This is a genomic window from Luteibacter sp. dw_328 (assembly GCF_018449605.1).
Lineage (GTDB): Bacteria > Pseudomonadota > Gammaproteobacteria > Xanthomonadales > Rhodanobacteraceae > Luteibacter.
Window position 1 is genome coordinate 381799 of sequence record NZ_JAAVUW010000005.1, and the last position, 15032, is coordinate 396830.

The following is a 15032-nucleotide window of genomic DNA, read 5'->3' on the forward strand; positions in this document are numbered from 1 at the left end:
CTCAGTGCTCCGTGGTGGCGACATCGTCGCGAGGTGCGTCCCAACCGCCGCCGAGGGCGCGGAAGGCGGCCACGGCGGAGCGCGCGTCGTTCGCGTGGACCTGTGCGAGCAGGTCCCGCGATGCGAGCAACTGGCGATCCTCGTCGAGCACCTCGATAAGGCTGATCGCACCGCCCTTGTACGCATCCTGCGCTGCGTCGCGAGCACGGATGTGCGCATCCACTTCGTCGGTCAGCAGCGCGTGCTGGGCCTCGAGCTGGGACAGGGACACGATGGCGTTCTCCACGTCTTCCGTGGCACGCAGCATCGACGCGCGGTACTTCGCCAGCGCTTCGGCATTGGCGCCCCTGGCCTGCTGCACCTCGGCGTCCACGCGGCCGAAGTCGAAGAGACGCCAGTGCAGGCCAAGCGCACCCTGGGGCTGGAAGGCGGCGCCGGTAAGCAGGTGGCCGGCGCCCAGCGTGCTGAAGCCGAGCAAGGCGGACAAGGAGACCGACGGGTAGTACTCGGACACGGCGACACCGATCCGCGCATTGCTGGCGGCGAGCTCGCGCTCGGCGGCGATCACGTCCGGGCGGCGACGAAGCAGGGCAGCCGGGCCGCCCGCCGCATCCACGCCGGGCACGAGGTACGACTTGCCGGCGCCACCGATCTCCGCGGCGTAGGTTCCCGGTGCCGCGCCCATGAGCACGTCGAGACGATTGAGCTGTGTTTCCAGTTCGATCTTCAGCGGAGGTATCGTCGCCCGGGCCTGCAGGAGCAACGCTTCGGACTGGGCCGTCTCGCGTGCCGTGCCTACACCGTGCTCCGCGCGCAGGCGAACGAGGTCGACCAGGCCGGATTCGTTCTTGATCTGCTCTTCGGCGATGGCGATACGCTCCTGCGCACCGCGCACGCGGAAGTACGCGTCGGCCGCTTCGGCAGCCAGCGAGATGCGCACGCCGACGTGCGTGGCCTCTGCCGCCTGGTATTCCGCATCGGCGGCTTCGGCACCGCGGCGGAGGCCACCGGCAAGATCAGTCTCCCAGCTGGCACCGGCACCGATGTCCTGGATGGTCTGGTCGCGCTCGTAGCCCGGGAAGGCGCTGGCGATCGTGCCGAGCGGGCTGCGCGTGGACTGGTGCTGCCGGGCGACGCTGCCGTCGAGGCTTCCGCTCGGCATGCGATCGGCCTGTGCGTGCGCTGCCGCGGCACGCGCCTGTGCAACGCGGGCCGTGGAGGCGGCAAGGTCAAGATTTTGCGCCATCACGCGATCGACGATGGCAACCAGCTCGGGATCGTTGAAACCCTTCCACCACGCGTCCAGTGATGGAGCAGGCGCCGCGACCTGGCGCGCGGCCAGCGCGTCGGCCTCATGCCAGGTCGGGTTGGTGGCCATGTTGGGCCGGACGTAATCGGGACCGACCGTGCATCCCGCGAGACCCACGGCCAGCAAGGCGAAGAGGAATTTAGTGCGCATCGGGGGAAGGCCCTTTCGGCGGCTGCACCTTGCGCATCAACGGGACCATGATCGTCGCGATGACAAAGCACACCATGATGGAGAGGAAGGCGTCGCTGTATGTCAGCGTCTGCGCCTCACGGAAGGTCAGTTGCCAGAGCGATTGCAACGCGGCGGTGTAGTTCTCGGTATCCGCCGGGTTGGGCAGGAGGTTGTTCATCGCTTCGTTGGTCGGGTTCAGGTGCTCGGCAAGGCGGTAGAAATGCAGATTGGTACGATCGCTGAGGATCGTTGCGCATCCGGCGATGCCCATCGCGCCACCGAGGTTGCGCATAAGGTTGAACAGACCCGACGCCTGCTTCAGTTTCGAGGGCAGCAGTCCGCCCAGGGTGAGCGTGACGGTCGGCGGAATGGCCAGCTGCTGGCCCATGCCACGAAGTGCCTGCGGGAACAGCAGCTCCGTGCCGCTCCAGTCATGCGTGATCGGGGTGAACTCGAACATCGACACCGCGAACAAGGCCAGGCCGACCATCAGCAACCAGCGCAGGTCTACGCGGTTGGCCAGCATCGAGTAGATCGGGATGGTCAGGATCTGGAAGACGCCCGTGGAGAACACCGCTTTGCCGATCTGCAACGCGCTGTAGCCTTCCACGCGGCCCAGGAAGAGCGGCGTCAGGTAGATGGTCGCGAACAGGCCGATGCCGGTAACGAAGGAGAAGAAGCAGCCCAGTGCGAAGTTGCGGTCCTTGAGCGCACGAAGGTCCACCACCGGATGCTCGGCGGTGAGCCCGCGCCAGACAAAGAGCACGCCGGAGATCGCGGTGATCCATGCCGTGGTGCGGATGGTCGAATCCTGCATCCAGTTCCAGCGCGGGCCTTCCTCAAGCGTGTATTCGAGGCAGCCCAGGAAGGTCGCGATCAGCGCGATGCCCAGCCAGTCGCCCACTTTGAGCAGGGAGAAATCGGCTTCGTCGATCTTCACCAGGATCGGTACGGCAATGGTCACGAACGCACCGGGAATCAGGTTGACGAAGAACAGCCAGTGCCAGGAATAGTGGTCGGTGATCCAGCCGCCAAGCGTTGGCCCGAGCGTCGGCGCCAGCGAAGCCAGCGCGCCGATGGTCGCCGCCGCCACGACGCGGTTCTTCCCTTCGAAAAACACGAAGGCCGTGGTGAAGACCATCGGGATCATCGAGCCGCCGAGAAAGCCCTGGGCGGCGCGGAACACGATCATGCTCTGGATGTCCCAGGCCAGGCCGCAAAGCAGGCTGGTAAGCGTGAAGCCGGCCGCCGAAACGGCGAACAGCCAGCGCGTGGAAAACACGCGGCTCAGCCATCCGGAGAGCGGAATCACCACGATCTCGGCGATGAGATAGCTCGTCTGCACCCAGGCGGTGTCGTCCGCGCCGGCCGAGAGGCCGCCGCCGATATCGCGCAGGGACGCGGAAACGATCTGGATGTCCAGCAACGCGATGAACATGCCCAGGCACATGCTCGCGAAAGCGAAGACCTTCTGGCCCTGGGTGAGATGAGCGATCGGGTTCATGGCGCTTTGGTATCGATCGTCGCAGTGACGGAAAGGCCCGGGCGCAACGTACCGAGGTCGCCGTCGTTACCGTCGAGGGTGACGCGGACCGGTACGCGCTGGACGATCTTGGTGAAGTTGCCGGTGGCGTTCTCCGGCGGCAGGACGCTGAATTGCGCACCGGTGGCCGGCGCAAGGCTGGTCACGTGGCCTTTGAATGTCTTGCCCGGCAACACATCGGCGCGAACATCAACCACCTGCCCCACGCTCATGCGGGCCAGCTGGTCTTCCTTGAAGTTGGCATCGACCCAGAGGCCGTGGGCGGGCACGACGACGAGCATCTGGCTACCCGCCGCGGCATAGGTGCCGACGCGTGCGCGACGGTTGCCGATGACGCCATCGACCGGGGCACGCAGTTCCGTGTACGAGAGATTCAGCCTCGCAATGTCGGCTTCGGCGTGGGCCTGGCTCAGTGCGGCCTCGACCTGATGCTTCTGCGTGTCGATGACGTCCAGCTGTCGCTGCGCGCCCTGGACCACCGCCGAAGCGCGGTCGGTGGCTGCATGGGCCGTCTGGAAATCGGCCTGGGCACGCTGGGCGCTTTCCACCGAGACGGCCGAACGGCCGGCGAGGTCGCGGTAGCGCTGGTCGTCGAGTTTTGAGCGGTTCGCTTCGGCCTGGGCGGCCGACAGCCCGGCCTGGGCCTGCGCAATCACGCTGTGCTGTAACTGGGCCACCGCATCGAGGTTACGCAACGACGCTTCCTGCGCCGCGACGGCCGCCTCGGCTTTTTCCAGCGCTGCCTTGTAGTCGCGGTCGTCGATCTTCACCAGAAGATCGCCCTTGTGGACAGCCTGGTTGTCCGTGACGGCGATGCCCTGGATGTACCCGGGAACCTTGGAGCCGATCACGGTGATGTCGCCGCCGACATAGGCGTCATCGGTGTCCTCAATGAACCGTCCGGTCGTCCACCAATGGGCGCCGTACAGGCCGACGACCACGATGAGGCCAACGAGGCCGATGATTTTAAAGCTCTTTTTTCGTCCCACAGCTTCGGAGACAGGAGTATCGATGACGGCGGCCACGGCGGTACCTGCTGGATAGTGAAATTATGAACGTACTTTTAATGAAGATGATACGCGTAATCTCAAGAGGCCGTGCACGACTTTTTTTCAAGGCAGATGTGAAAAGGCCGCCATGCGGCGGCCTCGGTATGCCTGTGGCGGCGCTTTACAGGCGGAGCAGGCGGGCCGCCTGCTCCACCACGTCGGCGACGATCTGCGCCGCCCCCGCCTCCCGGGCCAGGGCGCCGGACTGCCCGGACCACAACGGTTGGAAGTCGCCCAGCCCGTCCGGTTCGGTGGCGGCGCGCAGAGGAGTCAGCGGACCACCGGCCAGCGGGAACGGGAGCGGGTCCGTCGACAATACTCCCAGCTCACGCATGATCCGGTTGACTACACCGCGCGCCGGTCTTCCGGTAAGCACGTTGGTCACTGCCGTGTTGTCGTCGCGTGCGGTGCGCAGCGCGTTGCGATGCGAAGTGACGCTGGTCGCCTCGTCCGCGAGCAGAAACGCCGTACCCAGCTGTACCGCCGATGCGCCAAGGCAAAGTCCGGCGGCCATGGCCCGGCCGTCGACAATGCCTCCCGCGGCAATGACCGGCACGGTCAGCGCATCCACCATCTGCGGCACGAGCGCGATGCTGCCGGGTTGGGTGGCCATGTCATCGGTAAGGAAGTTGCCGCGATGCCCCCCCGCTTCGTAGCCCTGCGCGATGACAGCATCGCAACCGCGATCCTGGAGCCAGCGACCCTCCGCCACTGTCGTCGCCGATGCAATCACGATAGCGCCGGTTGCCTTGACGCGATCCAGCAGCACGTCGTCTGGAAGGCCGAAATGAAAGCTCACCACTTCAGGACGCAGGTCCGATACGAGCGAACACATGGCGGCATCGAAGGGTGCGCGTCCGCCAGCCTTCGGCAGCGTAGCGACATCGACGCAGAACTCGGCGAAGTAAGGCGCAAGTCGGTCGAGCCAGCGCCTCGTCATGTCGTCGGTCGGCGAGACAGGTGTATGTGCGAAGAAATTCAGGTTGATCCGGGAGCCCGGCGCTGCCGCGCGGAATGTCCTCACTTCCGCGTCTATCGTGTCGAGGGAAAGGGATGCACAGGGAATGGCTCCGAGGCCACCGGCACGTGCCACCGCGATGGCGAGTGCTGACCCACCCGATCCCGCCATGGGCGCGAGTAACAGGGGGTGCTCGATGGCGAAGAGGTCGAGGGCGCGGCGATCTATCCAGGCGGTCATGGCGATTCCTGACGAACAGGCATCGACGCACGCAGGAGGGTACGTCGACGCATTGCGATGAGAAGATTCTAGCCTGCCACAATCAGACATGGGTCAAGACCGTCGGAGCAGGTGGCTTCTCTTTCGGCGCTCGCACCCCGTACGATGTATGCCTCGGGCGAATCGTCAAAGGAGCGCATTGCATGGTGAAGCCCGTGGGAGCACGTAGCCTCCACAACCAGGTCGTTCACGAACTGGGACAGCTGATCGTCAGCGGCAAGCTTGCGCCGGGCGAGGGTCTTCCGCGCGAGGATCTCCTGGCCGAACAGCTGCAGGTCAGCCGCACCGCGCTGCGCGAAGCGATGAAAGTTCTCGTGGCGAAGGGACTGATCGAATCCCGCCAGCGAACCGGTGCCCGCGTGCGCGAGGCCATTCACTGGAAGCAGCTCGATGCCGAGGTGCTGGCCTGGCGCTGCGCCTCCATGCCGACGGACAGCTTCGTCGAACAGCTGGTCGAAATGCGTGAGCTGATCGAGCCCGGTGCCGCGGCCGCAGCGGCAAAACGACGAACCGACGCACAGATCGTCGAGCTCAAGGCCGCCTACGATGCGATGGCGGCATCCGAAGACCTGGATGCCTGGGCCGAAGCGGATCTGGCCTTTCACGAGATCCTGCTGAAGGCCACCAACAACTCGCTCATGGTGTCGTTGTTTTCGGTAATCGAGACGGCGCTGGGTACGTTCTTCCTGCTCTCCGCACGCAACGCGAGCAACTTCAAGGCGGCCCTGCCGCAGCATCAGAAGGTCTATGAAGCCGTGCGTCGCGGCCAGCCCGAGGTGGCGAGGAAGGCCATGCTGGCCATGGTGGCCGAGTCACGGGCGAACATTCTCCGCCAGGCCCAGACCAAGGCCTGAGCGCGGGCCGGCGGGAAGCCCCGTGCAGCGCCATTTCACGCAAATGCTGCGCCGCAGCTTGCGGTCATATAATAATAAAATACTACAATTGACCCACGGGACAATCTTGAACGGCGAGTGATAACGGTGATGGAGGCAAGGCGACTTGCTTCCCGGGGAACCGTGCGCCGCAAATTCATCCATAGTGGGGAGTTAAGGAATGCAGCGGAAGGTACTCGCGCTGTCGGTGCGCAACGCACTGGCGGGCATGCTCGGCATCTGTTTCATCGGTGGTTTCATGCCGGTCCACGCGCAGGACGCGCCTGCCCCTTCCACCCAGGACGCCCAGCGAACGACCGACGGAAAGGCTGTCACCGACCTCAACGGCGTCTCCGTGACCGGCCAGCTCCAGTCGTTGTTCCTTTCGCAGTCGACCAAGCGCGACGCGGTGAACACGGTGGACTCGGTGTCGGCAGAAGAAGCCGGCAAGTTCCCCGATCAGAACGTGGCCGACGCGCTCCAGCGCGTGCCCGGCGTGTCGGTAAATCGTAGCGGTGGCGAATCCAATCAGATCACCGTGCGCGGTTTCGGTCCCGACTTCGTCAACGTGCTGCTCAACGGCCGCACCATGCCGACCGCGGCCAGCGACCGCGCCTTCGACTTCGACGTACTGCCTTCGGAAGTTATCCAGCAGGCCGTGGTGCAGAAGACCAGCACGCCGGACCTCGAAGAAGGCGGTATCGGCGGCACGGTCAACATCATCACGGCGCGTCCGTTCGACTTCAACGGATGGCATGCGGCAGGCAGCGCGGCAGGCGTCAACGACAGCATCAATGGCGGCTTCGCCAACAAAACGACCCCGAAAGTCTCCGGGATCATCGGCAACACGAACGCGGACCACACGTTCGGCTGGCTGGCCTCGGTCGTTTACTACAAGCGCGACCACATCGAGCAGTCCATCGACACCCTGGGCTGGCTGCAGAACCAGGACTTCTCGCGGATCAATCCGTCGTACACCAACCTGTCGCTGCCGCAGACACTGCAGGGCCAGGTGATCAATGAGACCCGCACGCGCACCTCGTTCAACGGCGCTATCGACTGGAAGCCGCTGGACGACGTGACCGTGAAGCTCGATGGCCTTTTCTCCGAGTACAAGGTGGACTCGACGTACAAGGCGTTCGGTTCCTATACGAATACCGGCATCATCCAGAACATCACGCCCGGCGCGAACGGCACCGCGCAGAATTTCGTGATGGACCAGTCCGGCGGCATGTCGAACGACTACGCGGAACAGGCCAACCCGCGTGACGCCTTCAACACGCAGTTCGGCAGCCATATCACCTGGCAGATCGATCCGTCGATGGAGCTGGACCTCGATTCCGCCGCATCCGGGGCGTGGAACAAGCAGTCGCAAGGCGGCTACTTCGTGGTGCTCGGTACGCGCAATGTCGGCGTGAATCCGACATGGACGAACAACGGGGACGACCATCTGGGCAGCTACACCGGCCTGCTTCCGTCCACCGACGTGAACGACCTGCATGCCCACGTGACCAACCAGGGCACGCAGAGCCCGAACGTCAGCGACAAGATCCTCGAAAACCAGCTGCACTTCGGCAAGAGCTTCCTTGATGGGACCTTGTCGCGCATCGACTTCGGCCTGTCCAATTCCAACCGCACCAAGACCGAAGTGACGTACAACACGCCGAACAGTTTCGGCTGCGCCGAGTACTGCGGCTACGTGGTGGATGTGCCGGCCGATGCGGTCAACGCCCAGGTGTTCCATGCGGGAAATCTCGTCAACGGTGCCTCGCCGGGATTCCCGCGCGACTGGGTAAGCTACGACGTGAACAAATTGTTCGCCTACCTGGCCACGCCCGCGGCCTATAACCAGCTGCCCAACGCGGCGGCCTTCAAGGCACAGCTCGACGCCAACGGCGGTGGCTTCACGTCGGTTCCGGATCCGAATACCTACAGCATGATCAAGGAGCGGATCAGTTCCGCTTACGGCATGGCCACGCTCGAAGGCGACGGCAGCATGCCGTGGACCCTCAACGTCGGCATGCGCTATACGAAGACGAACACCACCTCTTACGCGTACTCGGTGCCGATCGTCGGCATTGCCGTGAATCCGAACGACCCGACGAATGCGATTCCGACGTACGGCGCGTTGAGCCCGATCTCGGAGAACGGTAACTACCACGAGTGGCTGCCGTCGGCGAACTTCAAGCTCAACCTGCTCGACAACGTGGTATTCCGCGCCGCGGCATCCAAGACATTGACCCGCCCCGACCTGAGCAATCTGGCCGCCTCGGCGTCGTACAGCTTCCGCCCGCAGGACCAGACGGTTACGCGCGGCAACACACAGCTTAAGCCGTACCTGTCGAAGAACTACGATGCCGGCATCGAGTGGTACTTCAACGAGACCAGCTACACGGCGTTGAACCTGTTCCGCAAGCAGGTCAGCAATTTCAGCACCCTGATCACCACCCAGACGACCTTGCTGGGCTTCCCGTTCCTGCTGACCGAGCCGGTGAACCTCAACGAGGCCACGATCAAGGGCGCGGAGTTCACCTTCAACTACCAGTTCACCAAGCTGCCTTCGCCATTTGACGGCCTGGGCGTGGCGACCAACTACACCTACGTCACCAGCGACGCGACGATCAGCCAGGACAAGCTGGCAAATGCGGGCAAGTTCGCGGTGCCGGGCATCGGCAACTCCTACAATGCGAGCCTGTACTACCAGAAGGGCCCGGTGGAGATGCGCGTGGCATACAACTGGCGTGCGAAGTACCTCGCCTCGATCGCGGGCAACCAGAGCCAGCCGACCTCGGTGAAGGATTATGGCCAGCTCGATCTCAGCGCCAGCTACAAGCTCAACGAGCATGTCTCGCTGTTCGTGGATGCGACCAACCTGACCAACGAGAACATCTACCAGTACCAGGTGTACGACGATCGCCAGAGCTATGCCGAGGCCAATGGCCGCACCTTCTTCCTCGGTGTGCGCGCGTCGCTGTGATCCAGCTGTGCAACGACCGGTTGAGCGTGTGCCTGTTTCCGTCGGCCGGCGGAGGCATCGCACGCTTCGACTGGCTGGGTGGCGACGAGGAGGTGCCGCTGATGCGGCCCTGCCTCGGCGAGCCCGAGCGGTCCCCCGGCCGCTATGAGCCCAATCGACTTGCCTGTTACCCCCTCCTGCCGTGGAGCAATCGCATTGCCCACGGCGGCTTTTTTATGGGGGAGCGGCGCGTATCCCTGCCGCTTAATCGCGACGACGATGCCTATCCGATCCATGGCAGCGGCTGGCAAAGGCGCTGGACCGTACGCCGGCACGATGCGGAAGAGGCCCACCTCGAGCTGATCGAAGCAGCGCGCGACGCTTACTCGTACCACGCCAGCCTGCACTATCAGCTGGACGGCGCCGCGCTGAAAGTGCGCCTGAGCGTCACCAACACCGGCGACGACGCCTTACCTTTCGGACTCGGGCTGCATCCCTTTTTTCCGCTTCATGGCGGCGCCACGCTGCTGGCCCCCGCCACCGGCGTCTGGCACAACGATGGACAAGGCCCCCTTCCCACGCATCATGGCGCGGTACCGGCGCCCTGGGACTTTCGGACGGGCCTGCCGCTGCCTGCCGATGGTGTCAATCACGCTTTCTCCGGCTGGACGGGCCGCGCGGTTATCGAATGGCCACAACACGCACTGCGCCTGCATGTCGAAGCAGATGTCGATGCCTATGTACTCTATACACCGGGGGACGAAGACTTCTTCTGCTTCGAACCGGTGGACCACCCGATCAATGCCGTGCATCTTCCGGGGGGCCCGGCAGCAAACGGCATGACCCTGCTCGGCGCCGGCGAAACGCTCGAACGCCACTTCGTGTTTCGTGCAGAGGTGTTCGAGGGCTGATGGCACTCCATTAACAAAGAGGTTGAACACTTGATGCGTCACGCCAGGATCGCCCGGTTCGCCACGCTCGTTGCGGGAAGTCTCCTTCTCATGCCCGCCTTCTCCGCGACGCGGACGACGTCGGCGGCGACCGCGCCGCCGACGTACGACGCCGCACATAAGGTGTTCCGCCTCGATGCAGGTGGTGTCACCTACGCCATGGGTGTGGACCCCCAGGGCAAGCTGCAGACGCTTTACTGGGGCGCGCGGCTGGCATCCGGCGACCCGCTCGGCGCGGCGACGCCCGCGCCGGAACGTTCGTCGTTCGACCCCGCCGGCAGCCTCTCGCCGCAAGAGTATGCGGGCTGGGGCGGCGCCATGACGGCCACACCTGCACTGAAGATTCGCCTTGCCGATGGCAACCGCGACCTCGTGCTCCGCTACGACAGCTACACGATCGACCATGGCGCCCTGTCCATCGTGTTGCGCGACACCCAGGCCGGCGTCGCTGTCACGCTGCGCTACACAGCAGACGCGTCGACCGGCATCGTCGGCCGCTCCGCGCATATCCAGAACACCGGACAACAGTCGCTGGTGATCGACAGCGCCGCCTCCGCCGCCTGGAACCTGCCGCGCGGCAGCGATTATTCGCTTCGTTACCTCACCGGCACCTGGGCTGGCGAATGGCACCTGCAGACACGCGCCATCACGCCGGGCGCGACCGTGCTCGAGAGCCGTCGCGGTAGCACGGGCGACGAGAACAATCCCTGGTTCGCCATCGGGCGCGGCAACGCATGGAGCGAGACCCACGGCGATGTCTGGTTCGGCGCCCTTGCCTGGAGCGGTTCGTGGAGCATCCGCGTGGACGAGGACATCCTCGGCCAGGTGCGCGTGGTCGGGGGATACAACCCCTTCGATTTTGGTTACAAGCTGCAGCCCGGACAGGCACTCGATACACCGGTGTTCTACGCGGGCTACACGCGCGACGGCATGGGTGAGGCATCGCGCCTGCTGCATCGCTTCGAACGCGACCGCATCCTGCCGGAAGGTTCGGGCACCCCCCTGCGTCCGGTCCTTTATAACTCCTGGGAAGCCACCGAGTTCAAAGTCGATGAAGCCGGCCAGGTACGCCTTGCCGAGAAGGCTGCCGCGCTCGGCGTGGAGCGCTTCGTCATGGACGATGGTTGGTTCGGCGCGCGTAACAGCGACCGCGCCGGCCTCGGTGACTGGGTGGTCAATCGGAACAAGTTTCCGAACGGATTGAAGCCGCTCGTCGACAAAGTGCACGGGCTCGGCATGAGCTTCGGCCTGTGGGTGGAGCCGGAGATGATCAATGCGGACAGCGACCTTTACCGCGCGCATCCGGATTGGGTGCTGAATTTTCCGGGACGCGACCGCAGTGAAGGCCGGCACCAGATGGTGCTGAACCTCGCACGCGAGGACGTCAAGGCGCACGTGCTCGAGGTGCTGGATGGCCTGCTCAAGGACAACGACATCCAGTTCCTGAAGTGGGATTACAACCGCAACTGGTCCGAGCCGGGCTGGTCGCAGATGCCGCCCGACGAGCAGCAGAAGGTCTACGTCGCGTACGTCAACAATCTCTACGACATCATTCGCGAGCTGCGCAAACGCCATCCGAAGGTCGAGATCGAATCCTGCTCCGGCGGTGGTGCCCGCGTGGATCTCGGCATCATGGCGCTCACCGATGAAGTCTGGCCGTCGGACAACACCGACCCATCGGATCGCCTGTCGATCCAGGACGGCTTCAGCCAGGCCTATGCGCCAGCCACGATGATGGCCTGGGTCACCGGCTCGCCCAACTGGGTGAACAACCGGACGAGCTCGCTCGATTTCCGCTTCCTCTCATCCATGCAGGGCGGGCTGGGCATCGGCGCGAACCTGCTCGAGTGGACGCCGGCGGACGAGACGACGGCGCGCCATTACATCACCGAGTACAAGGCGATCCGCGGTACGGTGCAGAAGGGCGATCTCTATCGCCTGCTGTCACCGCAAGACCGTGCACCCTGGTCCGCGACGGAATCGGTGGCCGGCGATGGCAGCCAGGCCGTGCTGTTCGCCTTCCAACGGCAAGGCGAAGAAGCGCGACCGTTCCCGACCTTGCGCCTTCGCGGTCTCGATCCGTCGACCCGCTATCGGTATCGCAGCATCCACGGCATGGCGGCCCCGGGTACACCGGATGTCGCAAGCGGCGCGTACTGGATGGAGCACGGCATCGATGTGCTGATGAGGGGCGATCTCCAGGCGGCAGCATTCGTTTTCGAGCGCGACGGCAAGCACTAGGCTCGCGCCGAACGCCTGGCCGCATCGCGCCGCCAGGCGCCCGGGCTCTGTCAACGGAATCGCGAGAAGACGTTGGTGAAGTGACTCTGGTCGGCGAAGCCGCATTCGGCGGCGATATCGACCAGGGTCCGGTCGGCGACTTCGAGTAAGGTCTGCGCACGACGCACGCGCTGCTCCAGGCGCCAGTGGGTCGGCGACAGACCGGTACTTGCCTTGAAGGCACGAGAGAAATGGCTGCGCGACACGCTGCAGGCTTCCGCGGCGCGGTGAATCGCCGTGCCAAGGTCCAGCTCATTCGTCAGGTGGTCACAGGCGACGTGTAGCTGCCAGGCAGCGAGGCAGCCGCGGCTTGTGCGTGACATCGGCGCCGCCGGCCTCGAGGCCGTCTGTTTGAAGGCCTGCAACGCCATCGCCACGTGCTCGTACACCGGGTCATCGGCTGGCTGCTGGTCGCCGATGGAACGCCGAAGGAACGATGAGAGCGCATTTTCGATCGACACGAGTGTGGAGATCATGGACCCCGCCTTACTGGTCGTTTGCGTCAGACGGCCCCTGTATCCCGCCGACAGCAACAGACTAGGATGCAAATTAGGCAAAGGGCATCCTCATTCGGCCAGATGCCCATCCGATCGTGGGATCGGCGCTCACACTTTCGTGTCACGACCCGGTACCCATAGCAAGAATCATCCATTTGGGTATTGAACGCTGCCGCCGTGCTTCACAAATCGAAGTGCCTGAGGTGGCCATCCTTGAGCAGGGTGGGGCCGCTATCCGAGTTGGCGATCCAGAGGCCGCCGCCCTGTGCAGGGAAGATCCCGTTCAACTGGGCGGCCCGAAACGCTTCACCGGGCACGGGCCTGAAGGGCTGGAAGGACACGCCATCGAAGCGTGTCACGCCCTTGGTCCCGGTCATCCAGAGGAAGCCATCGGCGGTCTGCGCGAGGCTGGCGATATCGCCCGGCGCACCGTCCTGCTTCTGGAAGGCCGTGTGCTGGTAGCTGCCCAGCGACAGGGGCTGGGCGGCGGCGGCCGTGCCCGCGAGCAGCAGCGCGGCAAGGGCACCGAGCCATCGTGGTGCACGCACGGATGCATTCATGCCATTGACCCCCGGAACCTGCTGCGTTGACCTACCCAGGTTCCTTGCATGGGTGCCCTCGAAGCAGGGTGCCTGCTTAGGCGGCCTTTGCACAAGTAGTGCTTTTGGTTCCCCGGCGTTTGTACCGCTTTGTATACGGATCGGTGAGGGATACGTAGTGTTTCAAATAGCCGCCTTTCCGGACACGAGGGGCGTCGGGTGCCCTCCATAGACTGTGAACACGCCCCCCTATCTATGGAAGATCACAGGAGAACGATGATGTCATCCGCACACGCCCCCACCGCCCGCCGCACCTCCTTCGCCCGAGGCACGCTCGCCATCGCGCTTGGCTTCGCGATGCTCGCACCCTCGGTTTACGCACAACCGGCTGTCACCGGCACGACGAAGGTCGACGAAAGCATCCGTCCCTTCCGTGTCCATGTGCCGCAGGACCAGCTCGACGACCTTCGTCGTCGCATTGCGGAAACACGCTGGCCGGACAAGGAAGTGGTGAAAGACGAATCGCAGGGCGTGCAGCTCGCCCGCGTGCAGGCTCTGGTCAAGTACTGGGGCACCGACTACGACTGGCGCAAGGCCGAGGCGCAGCTCAATGCGTTGCCTGAGTTCGTCACCAACATCGACGGCGTCGACATCCAGTTCATCCATGTGCGCTCGAAGAACCCGCATGCCCTGCCCCTCATCCTGACGCACGGCTGGCCCGGCTCGACCTTCGAGTTCATCAAGACCATCGGCCCGCTCACCGACCCGGTGGCCTACGGTGGCCGCGCGGAAGATGCCTTCGACGTGGTTATTCCTTCGATCCCGGGCTATGGCTTCTCCGGCAAGCCCACGGAACTTGGCTGGAACCCTGAGCGCACTGCGCGTGCCTGGGACGTATTGATGAAGCGCCTCGGCTACAAGCACTACGTGTCCCAGGGTGGCGACCACGGCTCGGTGATTTCCGATGCACTCGCACGTCAGGCACCGAAGGGACTGCTCGCGATCCACCTCAACATGCCTGCCACCATTCCCGGCAACCTGGTCAAGGGCATCAACGCCGGTGACGCTGCGCCAGCCGAACTCAAGCCGGACGAAAAAGAGGCTTACCAGTCATTGAGCACCTTCTTCGGTCGAAACGCCGCGTATGGCGCCATGATGGTCACGCGCCCACAGACGATCGGCTATTCGCTCTCGGATTCACCCTCCGGCCTCGCCGCCTGGATGTACGAGAAGTTCGGCCAGTGGAGTGACAGTAACGGCGTGGCCGAGAACGCGCTCTCCCGTGACGAGATGCTCAACGACATCACGCTGTACTGGCTGACCAACACCGGTGCGTCGTCGTCGCGCTTCTACTGGGAGAACAACAACAATAACTTCAGCTCGGTCACGCAGCGCACCAACGAGATCAAGGTGCCCGTCGCGATCACGGTCTTCCCGAAGGAGATCTACAAGGCACCGGAAAGCTGGAGCAAGGCCGCCTACCCGAGCCTTTACTACTACCACCAGGTGAGCAAGGGCGGCCATTTCGCTGCCTGGGAACAGCCGCAACTCTTCGCCGAGGAATTGCGCGCCGCGTTCAAGTCCGTTCGCTGATAAACCCTGATAGAAACGATCTCTTGTAGGAGCCGA

The 15032-nt window shown here is 64.1% G+C and carries 11 protein-coding genes; 5 read left to right on the forward strand and 6 right to left on the reverse strand.

Annotated features, from left to right (window positions below):
* Position 1 precedes the first annotated feature (1 nt).
* The 4 genes from HB634_RS14415 to HB634_RS14430 form a co-directional block, all read right to left on the reverse strand.
* Positions 2 to 1459, reverse strand: a complete 1458-nt coding sequence (locus tag HB634_RS14415) for an efflux transporter outer membrane subunit (protein WP_213949036.1) — start codon at positions 1457 to 1459, stop codon at positions 2 to 4.
* Positions 1449 to 2984: a DHA2 family efflux MFS transporter permease subunit gene (locus HB634_RS14420; protein WP_063573016.1), complete on the reverse strand. Its 1536-nt coding sequence runs from the start codon at positions 2982 to 2984 to the stop codon at positions 1449 to 1451. Before HB634_RS14420 ends, HB634_RS14415 begins: the two co-directional genes overlap by 11 nt.
* Positions 2981 to 4048: an HlyD family secretion protein gene (locus HB634_RS14425; RefSeq protein WP_345777502.1), complete on the reverse strand. Its 1068-nt coding sequence runs from the start codon at positions 4046 to 4048 to the stop codon at positions 2981 to 2983. The genes HB634_RS14420 and HB634_RS14425 overlap by 4 nt, the downstream gene beginning before the upstream one ends.
* A 145-nt stretch (positions 4049 to 4193) precedes the next feature.
* Positions 4194 to 5270, reverse strand: a complete 1077-nt coding sequence (locus tag HB634_RS14430) for a nitronate monooxygenase family protein (protein WP_213949037.1) — start codon at positions 5268 to 5270, stop codon at positions 4194 to 4196.
* 182 nt (positions 5271 to 5452) lie between these two features.
* Here HB634_RS14430 and HB634_RS14435 point away from each other — a divergent pair, with 182 nt between their 5' ends.
* The 4 genes from HB634_RS14435 to HB634_RS14450 all read left to right on the forward strand — a co-directional run bounded on the left by HB634_RS14435 (position 5453) and on the right by HB634_RS14450 (position 12328).
* Positions 5453 to 6163, forward strand: coding sequence for a FadR/GntR family transcriptional regulator (locus tag HB634_RS14435; protein WP_213949038.1), 711 nt, complete (start codon positions 5453 to 5455; stop codon positions 6161 to 6163).
* A gap of 199 nt (positions 6164 to 6362) precedes the next feature.
* On the forward strand, positions 6363 to 9158 hold the full coding sequence (locus HB634_RS14440; protein WP_082879236.1) for a TonB-dependent receptor: 2796 nt from the start codon (positions 6363 to 6365) through the stop codon (positions 9156 to 9158).
* 26 nt (positions 9159 to 9184) lie between these two features.
* A complete protein-coding gene (locus HB634_RS14445; protein ID WP_213949039.1) occupies positions 9185 to 10048 on the forward strand; it encodes an aldose 1-epimerase in 864 nt (287 codons plus the stop codon).
* Between the two features lie 33 nt (positions 10049 to 10081).
* Positions 10082 to 12328, forward strand: a complete 2247-nt coding sequence (locus HB634_RS14450) for an alpha-galactosidase (protein WP_255548593.1) — start codon at positions 10082 to 10084, stop codon at positions 12326 to 12328.
* 50 nt (positions 12329 to 12378) lie between these two features.
* Here the strand turns inward: HB634_RS14450 and HB634_RS14455 are convergent, their stop codons facing one another.
* Together HB634_RS14455 and HB634_RS14460 are read right to left on the reverse strand one after the other, a co-directional pair.
* Positions 12379 to 12843, reverse strand: a complete 465-nt coding sequence (locus tag HB634_RS14455) for a helix-turn-helix transcriptional regulator (RefSeq protein WP_213949040.1) — start codon at positions 12841 to 12843, stop codon at positions 12379 to 12381.
* A gap of 203 nt (positions 12844 to 13046) precedes the next feature.
* A complete protein-coding gene (locus HB634_RS14460; RefSeq protein WP_213949041.1) occupies positions 13047 to 13412 on the reverse strand; it encodes a hypothetical protein in 366 nt (121 codons plus the stop codon).
* Positions 13413 to 13682: 270 nt separating this feature from the next.
* Between HB634_RS14460 and HB634_RS14465 the strand changes: the two genes are divergently transcribed.
* Positions 13683 to 14996 (forward strand): epoxide hydrolase family protein, encoded by a 1314-nt coding sequence (locus HB634_RS14465; protein ID WP_255548594.1) that lies wholly within the window; start codon positions 13683 to 13685, stop codon positions 14994 to 14996.
* The last annotated feature ends 36 nt before the right edge of the window (positions 14997 to 15032 follow it).

Excerpts from the sequence above, each read along its gene's own strand:
- HB634_RS14420 (WP_063573016.1), bottom strand. The coding sequence starts at position 2,984 with ATGAACCCGATCGCTCATCTCACCCAGGGCCAGAAGGTCTTCGCTTTC.
- HB634_RS14415 (WP_213949036.1), bottom strand. The coding sequence starts at position 1,459 with ATGCGCACTAAATTCCTCTTCGCCTTGCTGGCCGTGGGTCTCGCGGGA.
- HB634_RS14455 (WP_213949040.1), bottom strand. The coding sequence starts at position 12,843 with ATGATCTCCACACTCGTGTCGATCGAAAATGCGCTCTCATCGTTCCTT.
- HB634_RS14465 (WP_255548594.1), top strand. The coding sequence starts at position 13,683 with ATGTCATCCGCACACGCCCCCACCGCCCGCCGCACCTCCTTCGCCCGA.
- HB634_RS14430 (WP_213949037.1), bottom strand. The coding sequence starts at position 5,270 with ATGACCGCCTGGATAGATCGCCGCGCCCTCGACCTCTTCGCCATCGAG.
- HB634_RS14440 (WP_082879236.1), top strand. The coding sequence starts at position 6,363 with ATGCAGCGGAAGGTACTCGCGCTGTCGGTGCGCAACGCACTGGCGGGC.
- HB634_RS14450 (WP_255548593.1), top strand. The coding sequence starts at position 10,082 with ATGCGTCACGCCAGGATCGCCCGGTTCGCCACGCTCGTTGCGGGAAGT.
- HB634_RS14435 (WP_213949038.1), top strand. The coding sequence starts at position 5,453 with ATGGTGAAGCCCGTGGGAGCACGTAGCCTCCACAACCAGGTCGTTCAC.